This is a genomic window from Acinetobacter sp. 1124_18A (assembly GCF_052824995.1).
Genome location: NZ_VTDF01000005.1, coordinates 1 through 21,360 on the forward strand (window position 1 = coordinate 1; position 21,360 = coordinate 21,360).

General features: G+C 33.0%; 20 protein-coding genes. 12 read left to right on the forward strand and 8 right to left on the reverse strand.

The features are described from left to right. Nucleotides 1-211, forward strand: a 211-nt coding sequence (locus tag FY048_RS11375; RefSeq protein ID WP_446091189.1) for an NAD(P)(+) transhydrogenase (Re/Si-specific) subunit beta, incomplete at its 5' end; no start/stop codon positions are given. A 422-nt stretch (nt 212-633) separates the two neighbouring features. On the opposite strand, the gene FY048_RS11380 is transcribed toward FY048_RS11375, so the two are convergent. Then, on the reverse strand, nt 634-1,905 hold the full coding sequence (locus FY048_RS11380) for a tyrosine-type recombinase/integrase (RefSeq protein ID WP_446091190.1): 1,272 nt from the start codon (nt 1,903-1,905) through the stop codon (nt 634-636). Between the two features lie 952 nt (nt 1,906-2,857). Between FY048_RS11380 and FY048_RS11385 the strand changes: the two genes are divergently transcribed. Together FY048_RS11385 and FY048_RS11390 are read left to right on the forward strand one after the other, a co-directional pair. Beyond that, on the forward strand, nt 2,858-4,606 hold the full coding sequence (locus FY048_RS11385; RefSeq protein ID WP_446091191.1) for an FAD-dependent oxidoreductase: 1,749 nt from the start codon (nt 2,858-2,860) through the stop codon (nt 4,604-4,606). A gap of 384 nt (nt 4,607-4,990) precedes the next feature. Beyond that, on the forward strand, nt 4,991-5,308 hold the full coding sequence (locus FY048_RS11390; RefSeq protein ID WP_446091390.1) for a hypothetical protein: 318 nt from the start codon (nt 4,991-4,993) through the stop codon (nt 5,306-5,308). 154 nt (nt 5,309-5,462) lie between these two features. On the opposite strand, the gene FY048_RS11395 is transcribed toward FY048_RS11390, so the two are convergent. From FY048_RS11395 to FY048_RS11415, 5 genes are all read right to left on the reverse strand, one after another. After that, on the reverse strand, nt 5,463-6,554 hold the full coding sequence (locus tag FY048_RS11395) for a M48 family metallopeptidase (protein ID WP_446091192.1): 1,092 nt from the start codon (nt 6,552-6,554) through the stop codon (nt 5,463-5,465). A 20-nt stretch (nt 6,555-6,574) separates the two neighbouring features. After that, a complete protein-coding gene (locus FY048_RS11400; RefSeq protein WP_446091193.1) occupies nt 6,575-7,663 on the reverse strand; it encodes a YjgN family protein in 1,089 nt (362 codons plus the stop codon). A gap of 186 nt (nt 7,664-7,849) precedes the next feature. Continuing rightward, entirely contained in the window at nt 7,850-8,347 is a 498-nt protein-coding gene (locus FY048_RS11405; RefSeq protein ID WP_446091194.1) for a hypothetical protein, read from the reverse strand. A 335-nt stretch (nt 8,348-8,682) separates the two neighbouring features. Next, complete coding sequence (locus FY048_RS11410) at nt 8,683-9,552, reverse strand: IS3 family transposase (RefSeq protein WP_446091391.1); 870 nt, start codon at nt 9,550-9,552, stop codon at nt 8,683-8,685. A gap of 5 nt (nt 9,553-9,557) precedes the next feature. Continuing rightward, the gene (locus FY048_RS11415; RefSeq protein ID WP_446091195.1) at nt 9,558-10,067 is read right to left on the reverse strand and encodes a transposase; all 510 of its coding nucleotides are present in this window, start codon (nt 10,065-10,067) and stop codon (nt 9,558-9,560) included. Nucleotides 10,068-10,493: 426 nt separating this feature from the next. On the opposite strand from FY048_RS11415, the gene FY048_RS11420 reads away from it, so the two are divergent. Continuing rightward, nucleotides 10,494-11,048: a TetR/AcrR family transcriptional regulator gene (locus FY048_RS11420; RefSeq protein WP_446091196.1), complete on the forward strand. Its 555-nt coding sequence runs from the start codon at nt 10,494-10,496 to the stop codon at nt 11,046-11,048. Between the two features lie 369 nt (nt 11,049-11,417). Here FY048_RS11420 and FY048_RS11425 read toward each other — a convergent pair whose 3' ends face one another. Continuing rightward, nucleotides 11,418-11,708, reverse strand: a complete 291-nt coding sequence (locus tag FY048_RS11425) for a hypothetical protein (RefSeq protein WP_446091197.1) — start codon at nt 11,706-11,708, stop codon at nt 11,418-11,420. Nucleotides 11,709-11,806: 98 nt separating this feature from the next. On the opposite strand from FY048_RS11425, the gene FY048_RS11430 reads away from it, so the two are divergent. From FY048_RS11430 to FY048_RS11465, 8 genes are all read left to right on the forward strand, one after another. Beyond that, entirely contained in the window at nt 11,807-16,408 is a 4,602-nt protein-coding gene (locus tag FY048_RS11430; RefSeq protein WP_446091198.1) for an RHS repeat domain-containing protein, read from the forward strand. Next, nucleotides 16,409-16,708, forward strand: a complete 300-nt coding sequence (locus tag FY048_RS11435) for a hypothetical protein (RefSeq protein WP_446091199.1) — start codon at nt 16,409-16,411, stop codon at nt 16,706-16,708. Between the two features lie 381 nt (nt 16,709-17,089). Beyond that, on the forward strand, nt 17,090-17,584 hold the full coding sequence (locus tag FY048_RS11440; protein WP_446091200.1) for a hypothetical protein: 495 nt from the start codon (nt 17,090-17,092) through the stop codon (nt 17,582-17,584). 703 nt (nt 17,585-18,287) lie between these two features. Beyond that, complete coding sequence (locus FY048_RS11445) at nt 18,288-18,536, forward strand: hypothetical protein (RefSeq protein ID WP_446091201.1); 249 nt, start codon at nt 18,288-18,290, stop codon at nt 18,534-18,536. A gap of 49 nt (nt 18,537-18,585) precedes the next feature. After that, a complete protein-coding gene (locus FY048_RS11450; RefSeq protein WP_446091202.1) occupies nt 18,586-19,029 on the forward strand; it encodes a hypothetical protein in 444 nt (147 codons plus the stop codon). 193 nt (nt 19,030-19,222) lie between these two features. Continuing rightward, the gene (locus FY048_RS11455) at nt 19,223-19,510 is read left to right on the forward strand and encodes an RHS repeat-associated core domain-containing protein (protein WP_446091203.1); all 288 of its coding nucleotides are present in this window, start codon (nt 19,223-19,225) and stop codon (nt 19,508-19,510) included. 61 nt (nt 19,511-19,571) lie between these two features. After that, on the forward strand, nt 19,572-19,955 hold the full coding sequence (locus FY048_RS11460) for a hypothetical protein (RefSeq protein ID WP_446091204.1): 384 nt from the start codon (nt 19,572-19,574) through the stop codon (nt 19,953-19,955). 47 nt (nt 19,956-20,002) lie between these two features. Then, nucleotides 20,003-20,488 (forward strand): hypothetical protein, encoded by a 486-nt coding sequence (locus FY048_RS11465; protein ID WP_446091205.1) that lies wholly within the window; start codon nt 20,003-20,005, stop codon nt 20,486-20,488. 361 nt (nt 20,489-20,849) lie between these two features. On the opposite strand, the gene FY048_RS11470 is transcribed toward FY048_RS11465, so the two are convergent. Beyond that, the gene (locus tag FY048_RS11470) at nt 20,850-21,209 is read right to left on the reverse strand and encodes a hypothetical protein (protein ID WP_016141827.1); all 360 of its coding nucleotides are present in this window, start codon (nt 21,207-21,209) and stop codon (nt 20,850-20,852) included. Nucleotides 21,210-21,360: the final 151 nt, after the last annotated feature.

The following is a 21,360-nucleotide window of genomic DNA, read 5'->3' on the forward strand; positions in this document are numbered from 1 at the left end:
GAAAGATGATCCAACTTCACCAATTTATGGCATGCCGATTCTTGAAGCACATAAAGCGCGTACGATCATGGTGATTAAGCGTTCTATGGCAACAGGTTATGCAGGTCTGGACAACGATTTGTTCTATAACGAAAAAACAATGATGATCTTTGGTGATGCGAAGAAAGTTGTGGAAGATATGACTAAAGCAATCAATGGTGGCGGTCATTAAGGGGCTTAATAAAGTTAGTTTTGTAAATTGTGTCCTAGATAGTTAGGTATTCTAGTTTAGTTTTAGGAATGCTATTTTACTTTAAGTCCTTAATTTAAAAAATTTTATGTTGTTTATATTAAGGCACTAAGGCGCATTTAAGAAAAAGCAAGCTTCTTTAGTAAGTCTTTTCTACGCTAACGATAGTTATTCTGATGTTCACGTTGTATTTTGATGAGTGTTCTGCTGATTTATGAATTAACTAATCAGATAACTGAGAAAGATTTATCTTCTATTTAGGAAGTTAGTCAGGTAGAGAATTGCTCTCTGCCTGGTGACAGATCTATTTAAAGTATCAACTATATTTTAAATTGTTTATCGCATAACATTAATAGGACTCCCACCTAATAAGGCAGGAGTCTGAGATTATGTAGTTTAATCTGCTAAGCATTACAGAAATTAGCCCAATCCTCCATTAATCCTTTACGTTTTTCAAGATAAGTTCCACGTAAATATGCGGCTTCTACTTCGTCAGGTAGCTTATGTGCTAATACATGCTCACAGACCTCACGCGGGTAATCTGTTTTATCTGCTGACCAATCACGGAAAGTTGAACGGAAGCCATGTGTCGTGATCACTCGATTTTGCTTAGGATCAATATAGCCAATACCATCTTCTTTTAATTTCTTGTCATGCATTCGTTTAATTAAGGTTGTTAAAGACATATCGGATAGCATCCCGCCGCGTGGAGCAGGGAAAATAAAGTCATCTGGTTGAGGATGATTTTCTTGATAAAGTAGTTCAAGCAATCTAATTGCTGCTTGTGATAAAGGAACTCGATGTTCTTTATCTGCTTTCATTCGTTCTTTAGGAATAATCCAGATTTTATTTTTAAAGTCGATTTCTTTCCATAATGCACCAAATACCTCACCTGAGCGACAAGCCGTTAATATGGCAAATTCTAATGCTTTGGGAGAAATTCCAATTCGATGTCTCAAGTCATGAATGAAAGCAGCCACTTGCATATACGGTAATGAAGGATGAGGTCTGGACTCTTGTTTTAGATTACCAAGAATGGGTTCTAAATTACCTTTCCATGCTGCAGGATTATCACCAACAAAATACTCCATAGCCTTAGCATAATCGAAAATAGTTTCTATTCGACCACGAACCCGTTTTGCAGTTTCATGTATTTCTATCCAGATAGGCTCAAGTGCTGCAACAATATCCGTTTTAGTAATAGAGCCAATCACCCGATCACCAATAACAGGATAGATATAGGTTTCTAGAGTAGATGACCACTGTGCAATATGTTTTTCATTTTTCAGCTCACGTGTTTTCTTCTCAATTACAATCTTGGCGCATTCACGGAAAGTTTTTTCACGCTGCTCTTTAAGAAGTAAAGCCTCGCGTTGTTCCTGTTTATGCCGAATAGGATCTACTCCATTTCGGATTTGTAATCTTAATTCAGTAGCTTTTGCTCGTGCTTCAGCTAAAGAAACTTCAGGGTAGGGACCAAGACCAATATCATGGCGATGTGGTTTTAGCTTTCCATTTTCACCAAAGTGCTTTCCAAAAGTAGCGCGTAGAATCCATACACGAGAATTACCTTCAACATTCAAACATAAGCCATCAACACCCCCTACAGAATGTCGTCCAGTCTCTTTAATTTTTGATACACTGAGTGCTGAAAGCTCTTTAGATTTTTTTGGCATCTAACCTGTTACCCCACAACCTACCCCTCAAAGAATATTGGAAAGAGCTAGATTTTGCAATACTGTATTGGATTGGTTTTGTTTTAATATATTGAATTATATAATTATTATTTATTTTATTGGACTGTATAAGACTGTTGTTAGACGGACACCGCTTCCGCCAAATTCGAAAAGCCCCTGTTAATAGCAGGGGCTTTTTTTATGTCTATATTTTCAATATTGATTAAATATAAATTGGTCAATATAAAACTTGAATATGACTCTCTTCAGCAAATAGTTCTCTTTAATGAATCTGTAATTGTTAGAAGAAAGATTGAAAGAAAAACTTCGTTCTACTTATGAGTGATTCACTAGATTATTTTGAACAATGAAATTATCTATATGTAGTTAATGTAAGGGAAGAATGGCTAATGATGGATTAATGAATAATCGGATGATTTGTAATCTTTGTATTGTTAAAAAATTAATATTATAAGTAACTGCATTCATCATGTTTTTAGCAGAATTTTTTAGTTTTATTTAATGATTGTGTGATTTTAAGTCTATTAGTATCGAAAGAAATTTTAAAGAATTGATAATATGAATTTTATTTATTAGCAAAGAGTTTATAAAAGTTAGGTAAATTTTATTTTTCCGAATTATAAAATATGCAGAGATTTGCCAATGCAACCAATAAATCTCAAATGTTATATTTGTTTTACACTCTAGATTATTGGTTTATTTAAACTTTGTCATATTTATTAAAAGATAGAACTATGTTGATGTAAAAAGACTTGATTAAAAATCTGCTTTATAACTTTTATAGACTTATTTAATCCTTAATGTTGTGAAGTTTTTACCTCCATGATCTAAAAGAGTTTTTAGAAGCAATATTATATTCAAAATGGTTATTTGCTTTAAATGTATGTAGTAACTATTTAGCTGTCAAAAATATGTAAGTAATAGGATAAAAATGTTAGAAACTGATGTTTTAATTGTTGGAAGTGGTCCAGCTGGTTCTTCTGCTGCACTTATGTTAAGTAGTTATGGAATTAGAAATATCATAATAACTAAATATAGATGGCTGGCAAACAGTCCTCGTGCTCATTATATCAGTCAAAGAACTATGGAAATTGTTCGAGATTTAGGGATCTCTGATGAAGTAATCGCAAAAGCAGCACCAAAAGAAGTTATGGGAGATGTTGTTTATTGCACATCTTTAACGGGTGATGAAATTGGACGCTTTCCTTATGGAATGAATCATCCAGAAAGAATGTCAGAATATGCTAAAGCGAGTCCCTGTGAACAGTGTGATCTTCCTCAACACCTATTTGAACCTATTTTATTTTCAAATGCAGCATCACGAGGGAGTCATCCAAGATTTGATACGGAATACTTATCTCATGTACAAGACGAGGATGGTGTAACAGTCACTGTTTTAGATAGATTAACTAAACAAACATACTTAATTCGTTGTAAGTATTTAATCGGAGCTGATGGGTCGAGCAGCAAAGTTGTAAAAGATTTAGATTTACCTATGGCAGGTAAAATGGGGAAAAATGGCAGTATCAGTATTATTTTTAAAGCCGATTTAACCAAATACGTCTCGCATCGACCTGGATACCTGTGGTGGATTATACAACCTGGAGCAAACATTGGCGGGATTGGGCTAGGGTTGCTGCGTATGGTTAGACCTTGGAATGAGTGGCAGATTGTTTGGGGATACGATATTGAAAAGGAAGAACCCTCTCTTACTGATGATGAAGCGATTGCAATTTGCAAACAGCTTATTGGCGATAACGACATTGAAATAAGCATAAGTAGCAAGTCGTTATGGACAGTAAATGAAATGTATGCAGAGCAATATTCGAAAGGTCGAGTTTTCTGCATTGGTGATGCTGTCCATCGTCATCCACCTTCGAATGGACTAGGTTCAAACTCATCTATACAAGACGCTTATAACTTATGTTGGAAATTAGCATTTGTATTAAATGACAAAGCGGGTAGTGGTTTATTAGACAGTTTTAATGATGAAAGAGCACCTGTTGGTGAGCGAATTGTTAAACGAGCAAATCAAAGTGTTAGAGAGTTCTCTACAATATTTTCTGCTTTAGAATTAGATGGAAAGTACAGTACAGAGACGATGCAAGGAAGCATAAATGCCTTAAGCGAAGGTAATGAAAAAGGTGCTGTTAAACGCCGTGATTTAAGATCTGCAATTGAATATAAAGCTTATGAATTTGCTGCCTTAGGCGTAGAAACTAACGTACGGTATCATTCATCTGCAATTATTGGAGCAGAGTCTGCTATTGAAAATAGAATAGATTCTAGTAGAGATGAAGATCTTCATTATTATCCCTCATTTACCTCTGGTCATAAACTCCCTCATACATGGCTAGTCAAAAATCATAAAAAAATATCAACTTTAGACTTAATCGGAAATGGAAAGTTTACGCTGTTCTGTTGGTTACAAGGCGATAAATGGAAACTTGCTGTAGACAACCTGAATAAACAGCTTAACTTGGATATTAACGTTATACAGGTAGGTCCAAAAAGAGACGTTGAAGACTCTTATGGAGAACTTTCTCGCTCTTGGGGTAATGATGAAAATGCTTGCATAATGATCAGACCAGACGGCTATATTGCTTGGCAAAGCAATAAAGTTGAATCGGCGGACAATGAATTGCACAAAGCCATGTCATCAATACTTAGTTTGAATTAGGATTTCACTGCTTCAGCCAAATTCGAAAAGCCCCTGTTAAAAGCAGGGGCTTTTTTTATGTGAATGTTTTTAGTGCTTAGCAACTCATATGGAAATTTGGATTGAGTTAGGCAGATTTTGATTTCAGTTTAATTCTATATTTTGTAGTTAATTGCATCTTCATAATGGTCAATATCTTGTCATTGTTTGAAGAATTCTTTCGGGTCAACTATTGCTGCTATATGTATAATTATGGGTAAAATGGCTCCTTATAATATAAACCCCTTTGCATCACTAAATTGCAAAGTAAAATCGCCTGTTATGTGCCAAATTTAAATTAAGAGATATGGATAATTCATGAATTTAATAAATCACAGTAGTAAGTTCTTTCTTGCAATTTTTCTTATGATAAATCTTTCAAATACATATGCAGCAAAAATACAGGTTGTAGATGCTGACGTACAGGAGAGTGCTGTAGATGTAATGGAAGCTGCTGGAGCAGAAGCTGTAGGTGGTCAAGAGGATATATGCCGTGTTGACGAGGCATGTGATGTTGCATCTGCTGTTTCTGAGGATGAAATGTACGGTGGCATTCAACAAGAATATGTCGTAAAAGGCTGTAAGGTAACAATCTACAACGACGGGCCTGTGAAAATGGTCAATGTAAAGACGGATCAACCATGTGATGCTCCACTTCCTAAAGACCATAAATTTTCTAGATAGACTCTATGAGCCTATAAATTATTTTGAGCGCTTTTAAAAAAGTTTTAGTACTTAGTAACTCATATGGAAATTTGGATTGAGTTAAGCAGATTGAGATTTCAGCTTAACTTTATATTTCATAGTATCTTGGGACTGACTCCTCGTTTTCTACTATTTAATCTTTAGCATGTTGTTTTTTCTCAAAATCATGAACCATTCGAATACGCTCTTCAGTTGCAGGATGAGAGGATAAAGTATCAAGCACAGCTGTAGATAGTTTATTAGCTGAAGATTCTTCTTGAGAGTTTGGTGAGTTGGACTGATTTTTTTTATCGATACCTTCTTCTGTTGTATCGCTTAAACGTTGTAAGAAATTTGCGAGGTGCGAGACTTCTATATGCTTCCTATCCATCAGCTGTAAAGCATATAGATCGGCTTCTGACTCAAATTTACGTGAGTAATTTGCACCTATCATAGCGGCAGGTAAGGACGTAAATAAGTCTGAATTATCTCCTGTCATTGCAATGTATAATATACTTAGGCCTAAACTAGTTAACCCTTGTTGCAAACTATGGCGATAAACCAAATGGCCTTGTTCATGGGCTAATACGCCTAAGATTTCCTGATTAGTATGTGCCATTTTGATCAGTTCATCTGTGATGATAATCGTATTATTAGGTAGCGCTACAGCATTTGCTCCTAAATGATCGCCTTTACGGAAGACTAATTTGGCTGGTCTGTTTTCGGCAATAATATTCAAATATTGTTTAGTAATTTGGTCTTTTTGAGTTTGTGCTAATTGGCTGGGTGCAGTCCAATTATTTAATACATAATTCTCGGCTTCATCACCTAGTTTCGTTAAAGTATTCTCAGGTAATTGAAAAGCAAGATAATGGGATGTGGCTGGAACACCCCATTTCACTAGACTGATCGCGAAAGTAATCACAAAAATTACACTAAAAAGAATAAGACTCGGAGAGCGTTCAAGTTTCCAGATCGAATGTTGAACCTTTTTAGTTGTGTAATTAAACCATTCAGGTAATGCACTATGAAATTCAATCCGTGCATCATCAGATAATTCAATCACTGGGTGTAATTGTCCCAGCGCACCAATCAATTTCATATCAGTATATTGATAATGACGTTGTTGTTCTAATTGCTCACCATACCGAATTAGAACTTCAGATTTAGATTGAGCTGAAATCTGAGCACGGTGAGGTTTAGACACTATGCCATCATAGAAAATGATATCTACTGCTTGGGACATAAATTATTAAACTCAAATTATTATAAAGAGATGTCAATATCAAAAATATCACTGATTTCTTCAGCTAAAGCACTTTGTTCTTGCTGAGCGAGATTCATCATTTGATCTGGATCATCTAATAAAATTAAACTCATCGATTCAATCTGATATTTGTGAATACGAACTGCAGCCCAAGCAGACATTAAGCCTATGGTTAAGATTTTTACAATCCAGTTTGAAGCTACAATCCATGCAAAACGCCATTGATTACAGTCTGTTTTAAATTGACTATTTCCAACTGTCGTATTGTTCCATGTCGTAATAAAAAGACGTGCAGCAATTAATGGATAAATAAATAATCCAATAAATGCATATACCATAACCATTCCGAAGACTACAGCGTTCGGTGAGAACCCAGAAACTGTTCCTGCAATAGCAAAGTAAATGATTGAAAAAATAGCAATTATACCAATTGCAATAAAAACTGGTATATAAACTGCAGCCATATATGCAGACCATTTCGCGTTTAATTTAAAATTTAATTGTCCAGCATATAAGTTGTTTAGATAATATTTTTTATATAGCCAAATAGCTACAGGTGTAAAGATTCCTAATGTGAAAATATATACCAATATACTCAAAAGAAAGACTTTATAAGATTCTTTTATCGTTCCACCAAAATAAAAACGTGCGTTGCCGAACTTACTATTTCTTGCAGTAAAACGCAAAGTAGCGCGAATTAGCCAAGGTATTGCTGTATATAATGCAACTAACCCAACCACAGTCGCAACTATTGAATACTGTGATGAAATTGCAAATACGGTATAAATTCCTAATGCAATTAAACGTCCAATCAAAATCTTGGTTGGAATCCCTGTAAAATCAAAGCGGCGTTCAAAAAATTCTGTATTGCCATAGAAATAGCGTAAGCGACGAACTTTAGCCCATGGTGCATATAAGCTTAAAGTAATAATAGTCAAAAGAATATTAACGATCCAGATTCCAAAATATTCTGAAGCTTTACCATGAAACTTAAAATGATAAATTCCTGATTGAGAAATTGGTGGGGACGTAATATTTTGATCCTCATTCAAATTTTGAGGAGATGAGGGTAAAGCATGTTCTTGCATTTTATTCTCTTTATTGAAACTAAATGATCTTGATTGAATGTAATAGATAATTAGAAAGCTATTGAGAACATTATATATTTTTTATAAATGGAAGGAAATAGAATGAAAAGCAAACAACAATACCACTTGTGTCCATCTGCAGTGGAAGGGGAGGAAAACACCTTTTATTTTATATAAAGCCTCTTATTATTTTAGTTGAGAATAATATTGTTTTCGCCAATCAAGATAGTTTAAATCTAAATAATCTTCATTCTCCAATTTTATTGAATAGTATGATCGTAAGGCTATTTCAAAAGCTCCTTCATGGTGTAAAAGCTCTGCAACTTGCTGCCTAGTCAATCTACTTAATAAATTATGATAAAATTGATTCACAATTCCATCTGCATTTTCTTTATTTTCTTTAAATATTGAGCTCAATTGAGATGAGATAGTTTCAAGTAAATAAGGAATGTCACATTCAATAATAAAATCACTTTCTAGTCTCTTTTCTAGTGTTTCTTCTGCAATTGAGTGGATTATCAGTTTCGATATTATTTCGGAAGATTGTGAAAGAATCATTATTTCTCCTTTTTCTTCCAAAGCTTCAAGTATTTTACTTACCTTATTTATATAGTCTTGATGAGTGTTCGTTAGCATTAATTTTTTAGCCTTAGAGATTATTATTAATATTATAATTTTCTTCAATTAACCTAGTACCCCTTATACGAAATATGGGCACAAACCCAAATCAAAAAATCTATAAATCGCTAATTTGTTCTCAACTTCTGTCACTTTATAAACTCCAAATTAACAATAAATTTTAATTATTTATCCTTACTTTTTAATGATCTATTTTAAAGCAAATGTCGTTTTGTGTGCTTGACTGCAATAAATGTGAAGCTTATCCTTTGTCTGCTGGCCACATTGCCAGCCGGCTTTGACAGGCTGATTCAAACGAGCACTAAAGGTTTTTACTTTTGGTGTGTGCACCCTCGTGCCCCCTCCCGTTCTGATCTGACCCCATAAAGTTGGACAGTTAATTAAGCAGTTTTTAACAACTGCTTTCTATATTGTACAGGGGATAAACCCTGTAACTTCACTTTGATTCTCTCATGATTATAATAATGAATGTACTCTTGTATCGTTTTCTCTAATTCATCAATTGATTGAAATTTTTCACCATGAAAGCACTCGGATTTTAATATTCCAAAGAAGCTTTCTATTACAGCATTATCTAAACAATTTCCCTTACGAGACATACTTTGAATTAAACCATGTTGCTTTAATTGCTGTTGGTAATGAGCCATTTGATATTGCCAACCTTGATCCGAGTGAAGTATTGGTTTCTCATGTCGCTTAAGTTTAGCCAAAGCATGAATGAGCATCTCTTTGACTAACTCATAATTGAGTTTGCGCTGGATTCTGAATGTAATAATTTCCCCATTAAATAAATCTATAACTGGGGATAGATAAAGTTTTTCATCGTTAACATTAAATTCCGTTACATCCGTTGCCCATTTCTGGTTGGGACGATTTGCTTTAAATTGCCGTTGTAAAATGTTATCAGCTACCATCCCGACACAACCACTTTTATATGAGCGATATTTTAATGCTCTAATACGCGATTTAAGCCCCATCGTTTTCATAAGGCGATATACACACTTATGGTTGATCATTATTCCTATACTTTTCAGAGCAAGAGTAATTCTACGATAGCCATAGCATCCTTTATGCTTGTGATATATAGACTTAATCTTCTGTTTTAACTCAGTATATTTATCATTGGAGCGTAGAGCTTTGATGTGGTAGAAATAAGTACTACGGGCTATCTTGGCAATACTAAGTAATAGCTTTAATGGATAAATTTGCCTTAATTCTGAAATAACTTGAACACTGTCTGCGGTAGAAATTGAACTTAAGTACGCTGCTTCAGTTTTAAGGCTTTTAGCTTTTTTAAAAAAGCGACCTCTGCGCGTAAAGCTGTAAGTTCATCAATGAGTTCTTGTTGAGACTTTTCTTTATCATCTCTGATTGGCTTAACTACTTTGATTTTATCTTGCTTAGTCATATTGGTATAAGTCCGTTTAGTATTAAACCCAGCAATCCCTTCTTTATGATACTGGGCTAGCCATCTTCTTAGAATTGACGTCCCACTCAGATTTAACCGCCTTCTGACTTCTCTTACGGGTACCTTATCAAGAAGCATTTGTATCGCATTGATTTTAAATTCTGGAGAATAATAAGTTTTTTTAATTTTAACATTCAGCGCATCAGTACCATGTGCCTTATAGTTTTCAATCCACAAACGGATGGTTTGGAGATCTACATTAAACTCTTTGGAAAGGATTTTATAGCCTTTACTCCCATCTAAATAGGCTTTAATTACTTTTAGTTTTAACTCTTTTGAATGCTTTGGAACTGGCATTGGATGCACACCTTATAAGTTTAAAAAGTCTAACTTATGGGGTGCAGTTCAGGACGGGAGAGGGACACCCTCGGGTGTGCTTGTGTATTACCAAGTCCGCGAACCCTTTCTCGTTCTGCCACCATAATTTTAATGATTTGGCAGAACTCCCAATAATAAGGAGTTGGCTTTGCACATTCATTATTTCTTGGCAGCCTTTGCCAAAAGCTATAACGACACGACTTAAAATTTTAAAGCAGTTTGAAAGTCATTTGGCTTTTTAGGCTTTAAATCTTTATCACTTAAAACTTCATCAACAATAAAATTTGAGATGTGCCAAGCACAGTCTTTATGGGCTTTGCTATGCCTTTTATTTGCTTAAAAAAGAGTAAAGGCATTTTTATCTCATTTATATACAACAAAAATTTATTTTATAACGGTAAAACTATGCCACATTCAGATCTCCCATTTCGTGCTTTAAGTGTGCTTCACACTTCCCGATATCTATTTAACAACAATGGCTTTCACAATGTCGGGGTTGACCGAATTATTGAGTCGGCGAAAATCCCAAAAGCGACTTTTTATAACTACTTTCATTCAAAAGAAAGGCTAATTCAAATGAGCTTAACCTTTCAAACAGATGGCCTTAAACATGAGGTCATGTCGATTATTAATGTTCAAAAAGACTTAACGATGCTTGAAAAGCTTCGCAAAATTTACTTTTTACATGCCGACTTAGATGGGCTTTACCATTTACCTTTCAAAGCTATTTTTGAGATTTCGAAAACACATCCAAAGGCCTATCAGACCGTAGTTGACTATCGAAACTGGTTCATTAATGAAATCCACAATTTGCTTTTAACAATCAATACAAATGCTTCAAAACAAGATGCGCACATGTTTTTGTTTGTGATTGATGGGGCAATCGTTCAGCTTTTAGATCCAAACAAGCCAGATGAAAGAGAAAAATTATTAGATTATTTTTTCATTACTTTAGGATAAATTAGAGGAAAACATAGGTAATGAAAGATGACCAAATTGTTTACTTTCCTTACTTTAAAAATAAATTAAACCTGAGCTTAACTTAGATAGATATTAACTTTTTCTTAAAACTATATTTAAATTTTATAAAGATAACTTTTAAGAATATATTTAATATCTTAAGTTTTTTGCTTTTTATTATAATATTTTTTTATTAGAATATAACGAAGGTATTGATTTGTTAGTTTAATGAATTAATTGCAATTAATATAGATTTAATAATGTACAAATTAAGCGATTGTTTAAAGAAAAACTTAAAAGACCCACCGTATCTGAATAATTGAATTATCTAGATATAGTGGGCTAATTATAATTAATACATCTAATTAATTATCTTTTTAATGTGATTGTGCCTGACTGATTTGAAAGACCAGAATCAGAGGTGGTTTTAGATGAAAAATCGCTTTCTTTCAGTGGTTTATCTTGTGTTTGTGCATTCATTAAATTAGTTAATGATTTAGAAATCATCATTTCATTATTTTTGACTTGAGTGTCCTGCTGAGTATCAGGTCTAAATTTAACATTTTTTTGATCGTCAGTATTTTTATAAAAATTGTAGTAAATTATACTAACAATTAGCAATAAAAAGACACCGCCAATAATAAAATATTTTTTTTTCATATATACCTTTTCATTTTTGAAACAATTGTTTAAATTATATAATATATTTGGTGAGAAGATGAATAAAATTGAAGATAATTTTTAATAAGATTGTTCTGTTGTTAATTACTTGGCTATCTTTATCTATTTGTTTTGCGGCTGGTACTGATTATTCAGCACTTACAAATAATTTAGCAATTGAACCAGGTATACAGGGAGCTACAAAAGGTTACGACCTACTAAGTGGAAAAGTTACTCAAAATATTCCTCTAGTAAAAGGTAATTTGCCATTTACAATGCAATACCATGCAACCTTACGATTAGAGGGGGAGAATGGCCCAAATTTATACCAGGAATTAGATGAAGGTGGAGTCGCGGACTGGACGAATGAATATTCCGGTTCTGTAATTACTAGTACTATCCCTTCAGTTAATACGAGTGTTTTCATAATTCAATTACCAGGAAGTAGTGAAAAATATTTAGTTGTGAATGAGGGAGGTAAACTGCTAAAACGTATTTATCATAGTGGAGCAGGGCAATTTGAAGCTAAAACCTTTTATTCAGAAAATTTACGAGATATCTCTTTTAAACAAGTAAATAGCTCTATTGTTATTGTTAAAGATGGTGTTAAGTATACTGCTTCAATTTACAAAAATTTGGAATCAGTTTTTGGTAGTACTACTATTCCGAGTTATTTATACAAATTTACTGAAATACAATATCAAGATGGGCGAAAATTAAATTTATCATATGATAATGGTTATAATCTAGTTCAGGTTAAAGATAATCGAAATAATACGCTTAATATTCTTAGAGAATATAAGAAAATTGGATCCTCTAATCAAACTTATCTTGAACGTAAATTAATTACAGGTGTTGAACTCATTAGTGGTTCAAGTGTTCAGAGATCGAACATTACTTATCTTGAAAATCAAGTCAAGAGTATCATTGACCCTTCGAAAACAGAAACCCGTTATACTATTTCTTCTATTAACTCAATTGTTGCAGGAAATTTTACTTTCCAATATGAAGATCAATCTAGAGGTTATTGGATTCAATATGTTTTGGATAATACATCTAGAAAAATTTCGGATTCCAGTGAGGGAAATTATCCAATTTTGAAAAGAGTAATTGATCAAAACAAGAATATTTTAAGAGAATATGAATATGGAAATGTTTGGCAATTTTATAATAATACTACATCAGTATTTTTAGCTTATACCACACAAATTACAGCTTATACGCCACTAAATAATCAAAAAACTCAAAGAAGTATTTCTGCATGGAATGATATTCGAGGAGAATTTGCAAATCGTTTTACAATCAATGGTCAAGATCAGGCTATGGATTATACTATGACAGGAGCTTCACTACCTGGAACTTATAATCAAGCTGAATTGGGACTTATGCTATCAGCAACAGCAACTATGACGGTTCAGGGTAATTATCCAGGGCTGTTGAGTGGTTCCACTCCTATTCGCTCAGTACAGTTTAATCCATTTACGCATCGTTTGAAATCAATCACTGATTTAAATGGGAACGTATCGACATTTAATTATGATCAACTTAACCGTCTTAGCCAAAAAACAATTGCCTCTGGCACAACAGATAGTCAATCGACGATTTATAACTATACAGTACTTACAGATGGTGCTGAAAATAGATATCCAACCCCCAATCTGATTGTGACTGATGGACAAAAGGTCACCAATAGTATTAATACCAATGGATGGATCGTACAGCAGGTAATCTCTTATCCGAAAGGTGGTACTAGTAAAACAATTGCCTATTCTTATTATAGTAATCCTAATAATGCTGATTATGGTCTTATTAGCAGTGTTGATGGACCACGTGCGGATGTGAATGATTCATCTTCATTTACCTATGATTCCTTTGGTAATAGAGCAACGATGACTCAGAACGTAAATAATCGATCTATAGTTACTAAATATCTTAACTATAATACCTTTGCTCAGCCTGAACGGATTATCTACCCATCAGGATTAGTAGATAAATTTATATATAATCAAGACGGAACTTTACAGTCAAAAGCTACAGGAAATGGTGGTGAGACTGGAAATGTTACAGGTGCTATAACAAGTTATACGTATGATTATTTGAAACGTAAAATTTCAGAGACTAATCCTGATAATGAAGTTACTACTTACGCTTATGATTCAATAGGACAATTAGTTCGAACAACTTTACCTGATGGAACTGTTAATGTTCAAACATATTTTGATAATGGAGTAATTAAATCAACGGATGGAGCATTTTTAAGTACTAATGAGATAAATACACAAGGTCTTATATCGCGTACCTCTAATGGTAATGTTTCAGGTTACTATTCTAAATCACTTAGTTATGATCCAAATGGAAATCTTATACAGACCCAATCTTCATTAGGTTTTATAGAAAAATGGACATATGATGCACTTAATCGTAATACTTCACATACCGATGCAGAAGGTAAAGTAAATACAAATAATTATGATAAATCAAGTAATTTAATAGCAGCTAAAGATGCAGTAAATTCTGGTTCAAGTCCATTTAATTATATAAATGATAAGTTTGTTAAGGATGAGATTAATAATGACTATGGAACTAAATCTTATAAATATAATCAAGCAGATCAAATAGTTAGTAAGTCACATGCTAGTCGTATATGTAATTATTCTAATATAGACTCTATAGGGCGGATAGGAAATATTACTTGTAGTAGTGAAAATGATGCTGATCCTGCATATGCTTATAATTATCAATATACCTATGATAGTTCTAGTTTTGGACATTTAGATAAAGTATTTTCAAATAGTAATTTAGGAGTTGATACAACATATACATATGATAATTTAGATCGAGTTATAGGGAAAAATCAAACTAATAAAGCTATTGCAGCTTGGGGAGGAACTAGTTCACCTTTAAACGTAAAATATAGTTATAGTATTGCTGGTAAAATTAAGTCCATTACAATGCCCTCTGGTCGTGTAATTAATTATAATTATGAAGGAACAAAAGGGCGTATTGCTTCAATATCAGTAGCGGGTAATCCTTTTGTGACTAATGTTAGTTATAATAATTTTGGTCAAGTTAATTCGTGGAGTATTGCAAATACTAATGCAAAATATGTAATAGATTATAATGAGGTAAAAGCCCTAACTAGTCCTATAAAAGCAGTTAAATTTTTAAGTCAGAACAATGTTGCATTATATTCAGAAGAATATAGTACTGATCAAGATGGAAGAGTTCTGACAATAAAAAATCTGAATAATAAAACTAAGAATTACTCATATGATAGGAATGATAGATTAACTGGTGAATCAACTTCTATAGGTTCAGCAACTCAGAATAGTTGGACATATGGTTATGATGCTAATGGTAATTTAATAACTAAAACGAGTAAAAATGGATCTGGAAATGCACAAATAGTGACTTACACTATAGGATCAGCTACAAATAGGCTCACAAGTAAAGTGCAGTCAGGATCTCTTTCTGGTAATTATTTGTCTACAGGAGAGCTCCGTTTTGCTCCTTTCTTATCTAGTTATGATGGTAATGGTCAAATGCGTTACTCTGGTGGTGCAAATAATCAATACTACATGGCATACAATTATAAAAATGAGCGTACTTTGCGTGCATATAGTACCGTAGGTATGAAGGGCGGATGGTATGAAGGAGCTGTTCAGTTTGTTTACGATGAAAATAGTAATTTAATTGGTGAATATACAGCAACAGGTGTGCCATTAGTCGAATATGTTTGGATGGGAAATCGCCCTGTAGCTGCAATTTATGGAGCTGGTGCCGGGAAAACCTATGCGGTTGTGACAGATCGTAATGCTACGCCACGTATGTTAGTTGATAATAGTACGAATACTGCAGTTTGGCAGTGGGAAAGTAATGCTTTTGGTGCAGGTTTACCGACAGGTTCTGTAAAATTTAATTTACGTTTCCCTGGTCAGTATTATGATGAATTTACTGGTTTACACTACAACTTAAATCGTTACTATAACCCTGAGCTTGGTCGTTATATGGAGCCTGATCCAATTGGATTGGAAGGTGGAGTAAATCCATATGTGTATGCAGATAATAATCCTATGGGTAATGTCGATCCGAGTGGATTGGAAACCGTATACTTTGGTGGTGCGGGAATAAATGGTGATTATATTAACAACCAAATAGGGGCATTCTTAAAGGCTGGAATTAGTAATGTTTACGCAGCAAAGGCACAAGATTATTCTTTTGGTGGGAACTTACTAGATGCTGCTATGGTTAATAGATTAAGATATGGCTTTAATAATATTCTTAATGATGATCTTTCTTTACCCAGTTATATGAATAAAATAAATCCATCAGAGCAGTTAAACCTTATTGGGTATTCGTATGGGTCTTTAGTGGCGGCAGATGTTGCTTCATACTATGCAAAAAATAATGTTAAAGTTGATAATTTAGTTTTAATTGGTTCACCAATTTCATCGGGTTATTTAAACGATCTACGATCTACTAAGAATATTGGCAAAGTTACAACTATAGACTTAGGGGCACATGGTGATCCATTATATGCAGGAATGAGTCATTGGGAGTTGATAAAAGCCGTCCCTATGCTTGGTTCACAAATGAAAACGTATAATGATGGACATTTTTATTATGCTCCATCAGGAGCAGTTGGTAATGCTAGGCGTCAGGACTTAGCCAATTATCTATATAAAATTGGACTAAGATAAATGTTAAAGCTAGAGTGGTATGAGATTTTATCAATAGCAAAGTCGCTATTAATGGTCGGTGTAATTTCTATACCTTTAATTGATTATGTTCAATTAAAGTATTTTGGAGAAGGATATTTCGATTGGGTTCTAGGTATGATTATGTTGTACTACTTAGGAGCTACACTATTAATTTATATTGGCTGGAAAATATTACAATTTATTGTGTTTAGAGGGAAAGTTTTCAAACGTAATATATTGGTTGATTTAATGAATGCTTATGTGATTTTAGTAGCAATTTCTTTCTTATTTATCAGATAACAAGTTTAGATACAAACGTAGACTGATTTGTAGTTAATTTAGGCAATTTACTTCAGCGCTGAGTCGTGATACTACGCGCTGTAGCATAGGTCATCTGTGGCACAAGGATATTTAAGTGCCGTAGCCTATAAGGTTATGTGATCTCTTTATAAAAACCATTATTAAAGCCCTGCCTTTTACCTTTCAAAATGAAGGGTAAAGGCGACTGTTTGCGATCATACGATCTTAATTATCTATCACACACCAGACAGCCTTTGGAAGCTTGTTAACAGCATTTTGGTACAAGGCTTACAGGTACTACCACTGTAAAATTATATATACAAACTAGTGAAAGGCAGTAAATAACAGCGTGTTAGACATACCAGCACCAAGAGCAAAATAATGAAACGTATTGTATTAGTTATTATTGGATTGTGTGTTATATATTTTCTTTATAAAGTATATAATTCCAATACTTCTTGTTACTTAAATGGCTCTATTTGTATTTCGAATTTCAAATATTCAAATTCTGTTGAACGTTCCCTATTTATTAATAATAAAGAAATCTCTTCTGACCAAAATCAATCATGGATAAATAATCACTATATTTATCCAAAAGGTGAAAATGGATATTGGAATTATTGTAAGGAGTATTCAAAAGACTCTATTGTTTGCTCATTTCAATATCTTGTGAATATTAGTAAATGTAAAGATTTAAGTGTAAATAAATACTCAATTGAAAATTGGAGATTAAGGTTTTATAAAGTATCGATGCTTGATAAGGAAAAGCTTGATTATAAATTGGAGTTGTATGAGGGAGAAAAAGATTCTTGGATGCTAAGCCAATTGATCAATATTGATCAAGAAGTATTATGTGATTCTGAAGATAAACCTTAGTGACTCAAAAACCACTCTCGGGTGGTTTTCATTTGCCACAATTTATGGTGCTTAGAGGGAAGGTTTTCAAGCGTAATACATTGGTTAATTTAATGAATGCTTATGTGATTTTAGTAGCAATTTCTTTCTTATTTATCAGATAGCAAGTGTAGATACAAACGTGGACTGATTTGTAGTTAATTTAGGCAATTTACTTCAGCGCTGAGCCGTGCTTATATCTCTACTATGCTCTGCAGCGTAGGTCACCCTGTGGCACAAGGATATTTAAATGCTGTAGCCCTAAGACTATGAGACCTCTTTATAAAAAACACTGTTAACGCCCTGCCTTTTACCTTTCAAAATGGAGGGTAAAGGCGACTGTTTGCGATCATAAGACCTTATTATCTATCCACACCAGACACCTTTGGAAGCTTGTTAACAGCATTTCGGCGCAAGACTTACAGGTTTAGCACTGTAAAAGCATATATACAAAGTAGTGAAAGGTGATAAATAACAGTATTTTAGGTGTATACGCTAAAAAAATAGAGCTAAATGACTAAATATAATAATAAAGTTAATATATACATATATAGGTAATAAAAAAGCATATCCCCGTTGTTGTCAAATTAGAAAAATATTAGTAATACTAAAAATTTATGAGAAGTAAAATTAATTAAAATAAATTTAAAAAAACCATGCTATTTATCAGTAAATAGCCGCTGATGTGTCAGGTACTATTAATAAGGAGCCAAATGGTAGTTATCTGGCTACAGGAGTGATAACTTTTCTTCCAGACACATATAGTTGGAAACCAGATTATGGCCGTTTTTTTGAAAATACAGGAATTAAAACTTTTGGTTTAGTTTTAGGTAGTAACCCTTCTGTAAGTTATAGAAATAATATTTATAATGGAGAAATGCCTGTATCTTATCCAAGAACCTATTGGTTTGTAACACCTGGAAAATGGAAGTAATAAAACAAATATTGAGTGTAGTGTAACCCACTACACTACGGAGGAAATTGTGAAATATTTTAAATATATTTTGATTTTGGTTGTTTTGATATTTTTTGTTTTTGATTTTAAAACAAAAATTTATACATTTATTAAATATAAGCAAATTTTTAAAGCATTATATTTGGGGGAGGTTATGAAGAAAAAGAATATGATAATGGAATCCTGTTCTTATGGGAAAATTAATAGTATTAATCTAAATGCTATTAATTTAATTGATCCAATTAATAGAGCAAAAAATAAATATCATGCAAACTGTATTAAAGATGCTAATTTGATTTATGTAGGTCTATATCAAAAAGACTATGGAGTGGCTACATATAGATGTTATGATAAGGATCTGATCTTGGAATACAGTTGGACAAATTTTCAAGACTCTTGTTCTATTTTGGAAGTAAAAAGGGAATGGAATATTCCTGAAAAAGAAACTATTCACTCACTAAATACTCCATAACTATGCCTCATGTCAAAATAAAATTAATTGCAGCTTTTTGAATATTATCTGTTTTATTAAATTAATTTATTTCCTTGCACTTGTATGTATTATTGCAGGTGCTTGTAAATATTATTGTTAGAAGTACTATTTACTATTTGAAAAAAATAATGCTTTTTGTGCACATTTGTAGGTAGGCTTATTAAAAATTAATTTGCATTTTGTTCACTATTATGGTGAATTTACTGGTTTACACTACAACTCAAATCGTTACTATAACCCTGAGCTTGGCTATTACATAGGGCCTGATCCAATCGGGTTGGAGGGTAGAGTAAATCCATATGTGTATGCAGATAATAACTCATTAACTCATGTAGATTCGAGTGGTTTAGATAGTTATAACTTTTCATTTTTCGAAGCTTATAAAGGTGATAGTGCATATAAAGCTAGTTTATTCGAAGAGTGGGGATTAAGATCATTTAATTTACCGGACTTATATTAGTTTTAATCAACATTTATTATTTAATGATGGTCCAGGTACCGATGTACAAATTGATGCGGAAATGCTGAGAGTAACACCTAATGGAGAATGGACAAAAATTAAAAAAACAGGGCAATATATTCTTCCTGTTCGGGCAAATGGTTACAGAAATCATTTTGGTCAATGGGTTGATGAAGGTTTCATCAGTAAACCATCCAAAAGTTCGAAAGGATATTGGGTTCATGGGCAATTAATGATAAGGGAAGATGGAACATTCTTACCAAATGATTATAATTTTGAACAACATAAGGCTAGTAGTGCTTTTGATTTTAAAACTGGGATAAGAAATTGGGGTACTGTAATTGGTACACGAGAAGCATCAAATGGTTTAACTAATGTAATTAACCAAGGATTTAAATTCAAATTTACAGGTAAACCTTATTGTCCAGCTTGTAAACCACATTAATATAAATAGGGAAAAGATAATATATCTTTTTCCTTTAGGAGTTGGATATGAAAGCTATACACATCTTATCTTTGGTAGTAATTTTCTTTATGATTTTTATATTATACAATATTAATAAATCATCAAATGTAGATAATAAATATGACTGTTTTCTTTCAAGCAAAGTTTGTGTTGATAGAATAACTTATAATAATAATTACTATTATGATTTGTATTTAAATAATAGTGAAAAAACTGAAATTTTATTTGGAAACGAAAACTTATTTTTTATAGATTTTAAGGAAGATTCAGGTAAATTGTATATCATTGTGCAGGAGTCAATAATAAATAATCGAAAAATTATTGAAGAATGTAAGAGAATAAATCAACCTTTTAATTTCCCAGAAAATGAATATATTTTAAATTTGTATGTGCTGAGTAGTAGTGAAAATAAGATTTCAATAAAACTTATTAATAAAGAAGATAGTCCTCAATTAATTAAAGAGTGGGTTTCACATTATCGCATAAATCCTAAATTGGAATTTATATGCTAAAACTTTTAATTCTGCTAGTAAAGTGATGTGCTATATCCTGAACCATTGAAAATTTTCATAAAATGAATGTTTTACTCTAAGCATAAAAGTTATGCTAGAGGTTTTAATATACTGTTGATTATAATTTTTTATTAATAAGTGAAGGTGTATTTAATACAAAATAAGCTATATTAAATTGAAAATGATTGCTAAATAAAGTGATAAAACTTGACTTTTAACATTGAAATCATTTACTTAGGTCTTATTTTTGGCATAATAATTCATGGTAATTACCTTTTTGGTTAGGTAAGGAAAGATGCCCAAATTACTTACTTTCCTTACTTTAAAAATAAATTAAACCTGAGCTTAACTTAAGTAACTATTACTTCTTTTGCTTAAAGCGATATTTACACTTTAGACAGCGATAATCCTGAAAAATATTTTTATCGATCATCACGCCCGCTTTTTTACCAAAAATATTGCCAACTACACCGCCAGTAATACCTGCGCTAATTGCACCGACAAAAGTTCCTACAGTTCCACCAACAATCACACCTAATGGGCCAGCAACAGTACCAATCGCTGCTCCAACAGTAGCACCAGTGGCTGCACCACCTACAGTGCCTGCCGTTGTGCCAGCAGCTGTTAATAAAACACCGCCAGTTGTTCTAAGTAATTTGTCATGGTCACGTGCTTCAATTTCTGTAGAACCACACTTAGGACATTGCAGAGCTTTTTCCATAAAATTTCCTGTCTTTCATCATTGAGTGACACAGTTGACGGCGCTAAATCAGTAAAGTGGGTAAAGAACGTCTTTCGATGAAGTGTCTTTTGCCTATTGAGTGATTGCAACAATAAACTGGTCTGCTTTGATTTTAGCTGAACATGAGCGC

Coding starts and splice junctions, on each gene's coding strand:
- FY048_RS11385 (WP_446091191.1), top strand. CDS start 2,858: ATGTTAGAAACTGATGTTTTAATTGTTGGAAGTGGTCCAGCTGGTTCT.
- FY048_RS11400 (WP_446091193.1), bottom strand. CDS start 7,663: ATGCAAGAACATGCTTTACCCTCATCTCCTCAAAATTTGAATGAGGAT.
- FY048_RS11425 (WP_446091197.1), bottom strand. CDS start 11,708: ATGAAAAAAAAATATTTTATTATTGGCGGTGTCTTTTTATTGCTAATT.
- FY048_RS11380 (WP_446091190.1), bottom strand. CDS start 1,905: ATGCCAAAAAAATCTAAAGAGCTTTCAGCACTCAGTGTATCAAAAATT.
- FY048_RS11390 (WP_446091390.1), top strand. CDS start 4,991: ATGATAAATCTTTCAAATACATATGCAGCAAAAATACAGGTTGTAGAT.
- FY048_RS11395 (WP_446091192.1), bottom strand. CDS start 6,554: ATGTCCCAAGCAGTAGATATCATTTTCTATGATGGCATAGTGTCTAAA.
- FY048_RS11435 (WP_446091199.1), top strand. CDS start 16,409: ATGTTAAAGCTAGAGTGGTATGAGATTTTATCAATAGCAAAGTCGCTA.
- FY048_RS11465 (WP_446091205.1), top strand. CDS start 20,003: ATGAAAGCTATACACATCTTATCTTTGGTAGTAATTTTCTTTATGATT.
- FY048_RS11420 (WP_446091196.1), top strand. CDS start 10,494: ATGCCACATTCAGATCTCCCATTTCGTGCTTTAAGTGTGCTTCACACT.
- FY048_RS11440 (WP_446091200.1), top strand. CDS start 17,090: ATGAAACGTATTGTATTAGTTATTATTGGATTGTGTGTTATATATTTT.
- FY048_RS11460 (WP_446091204.1), top strand. CDS start 19,572: ATGCTGAGAGTAACACCTAATGGAGAATGGACAAAAATTAAAAAAACA.
- FY048_RS11415 (WP_446091195.1), bottom strand. CDS start 10,067: ATGCCAGTTCCAAAGCATTCAAAAGAGTTAAAACTAAAAGTAATTAAA.
- FY048_RS11470 (WP_016141827.1), bottom strand. CDS start 21,209: ATGGAAAAAGCTCTGCAATGTCCTAAGTGTGGTTCTACAGAAATTGAA.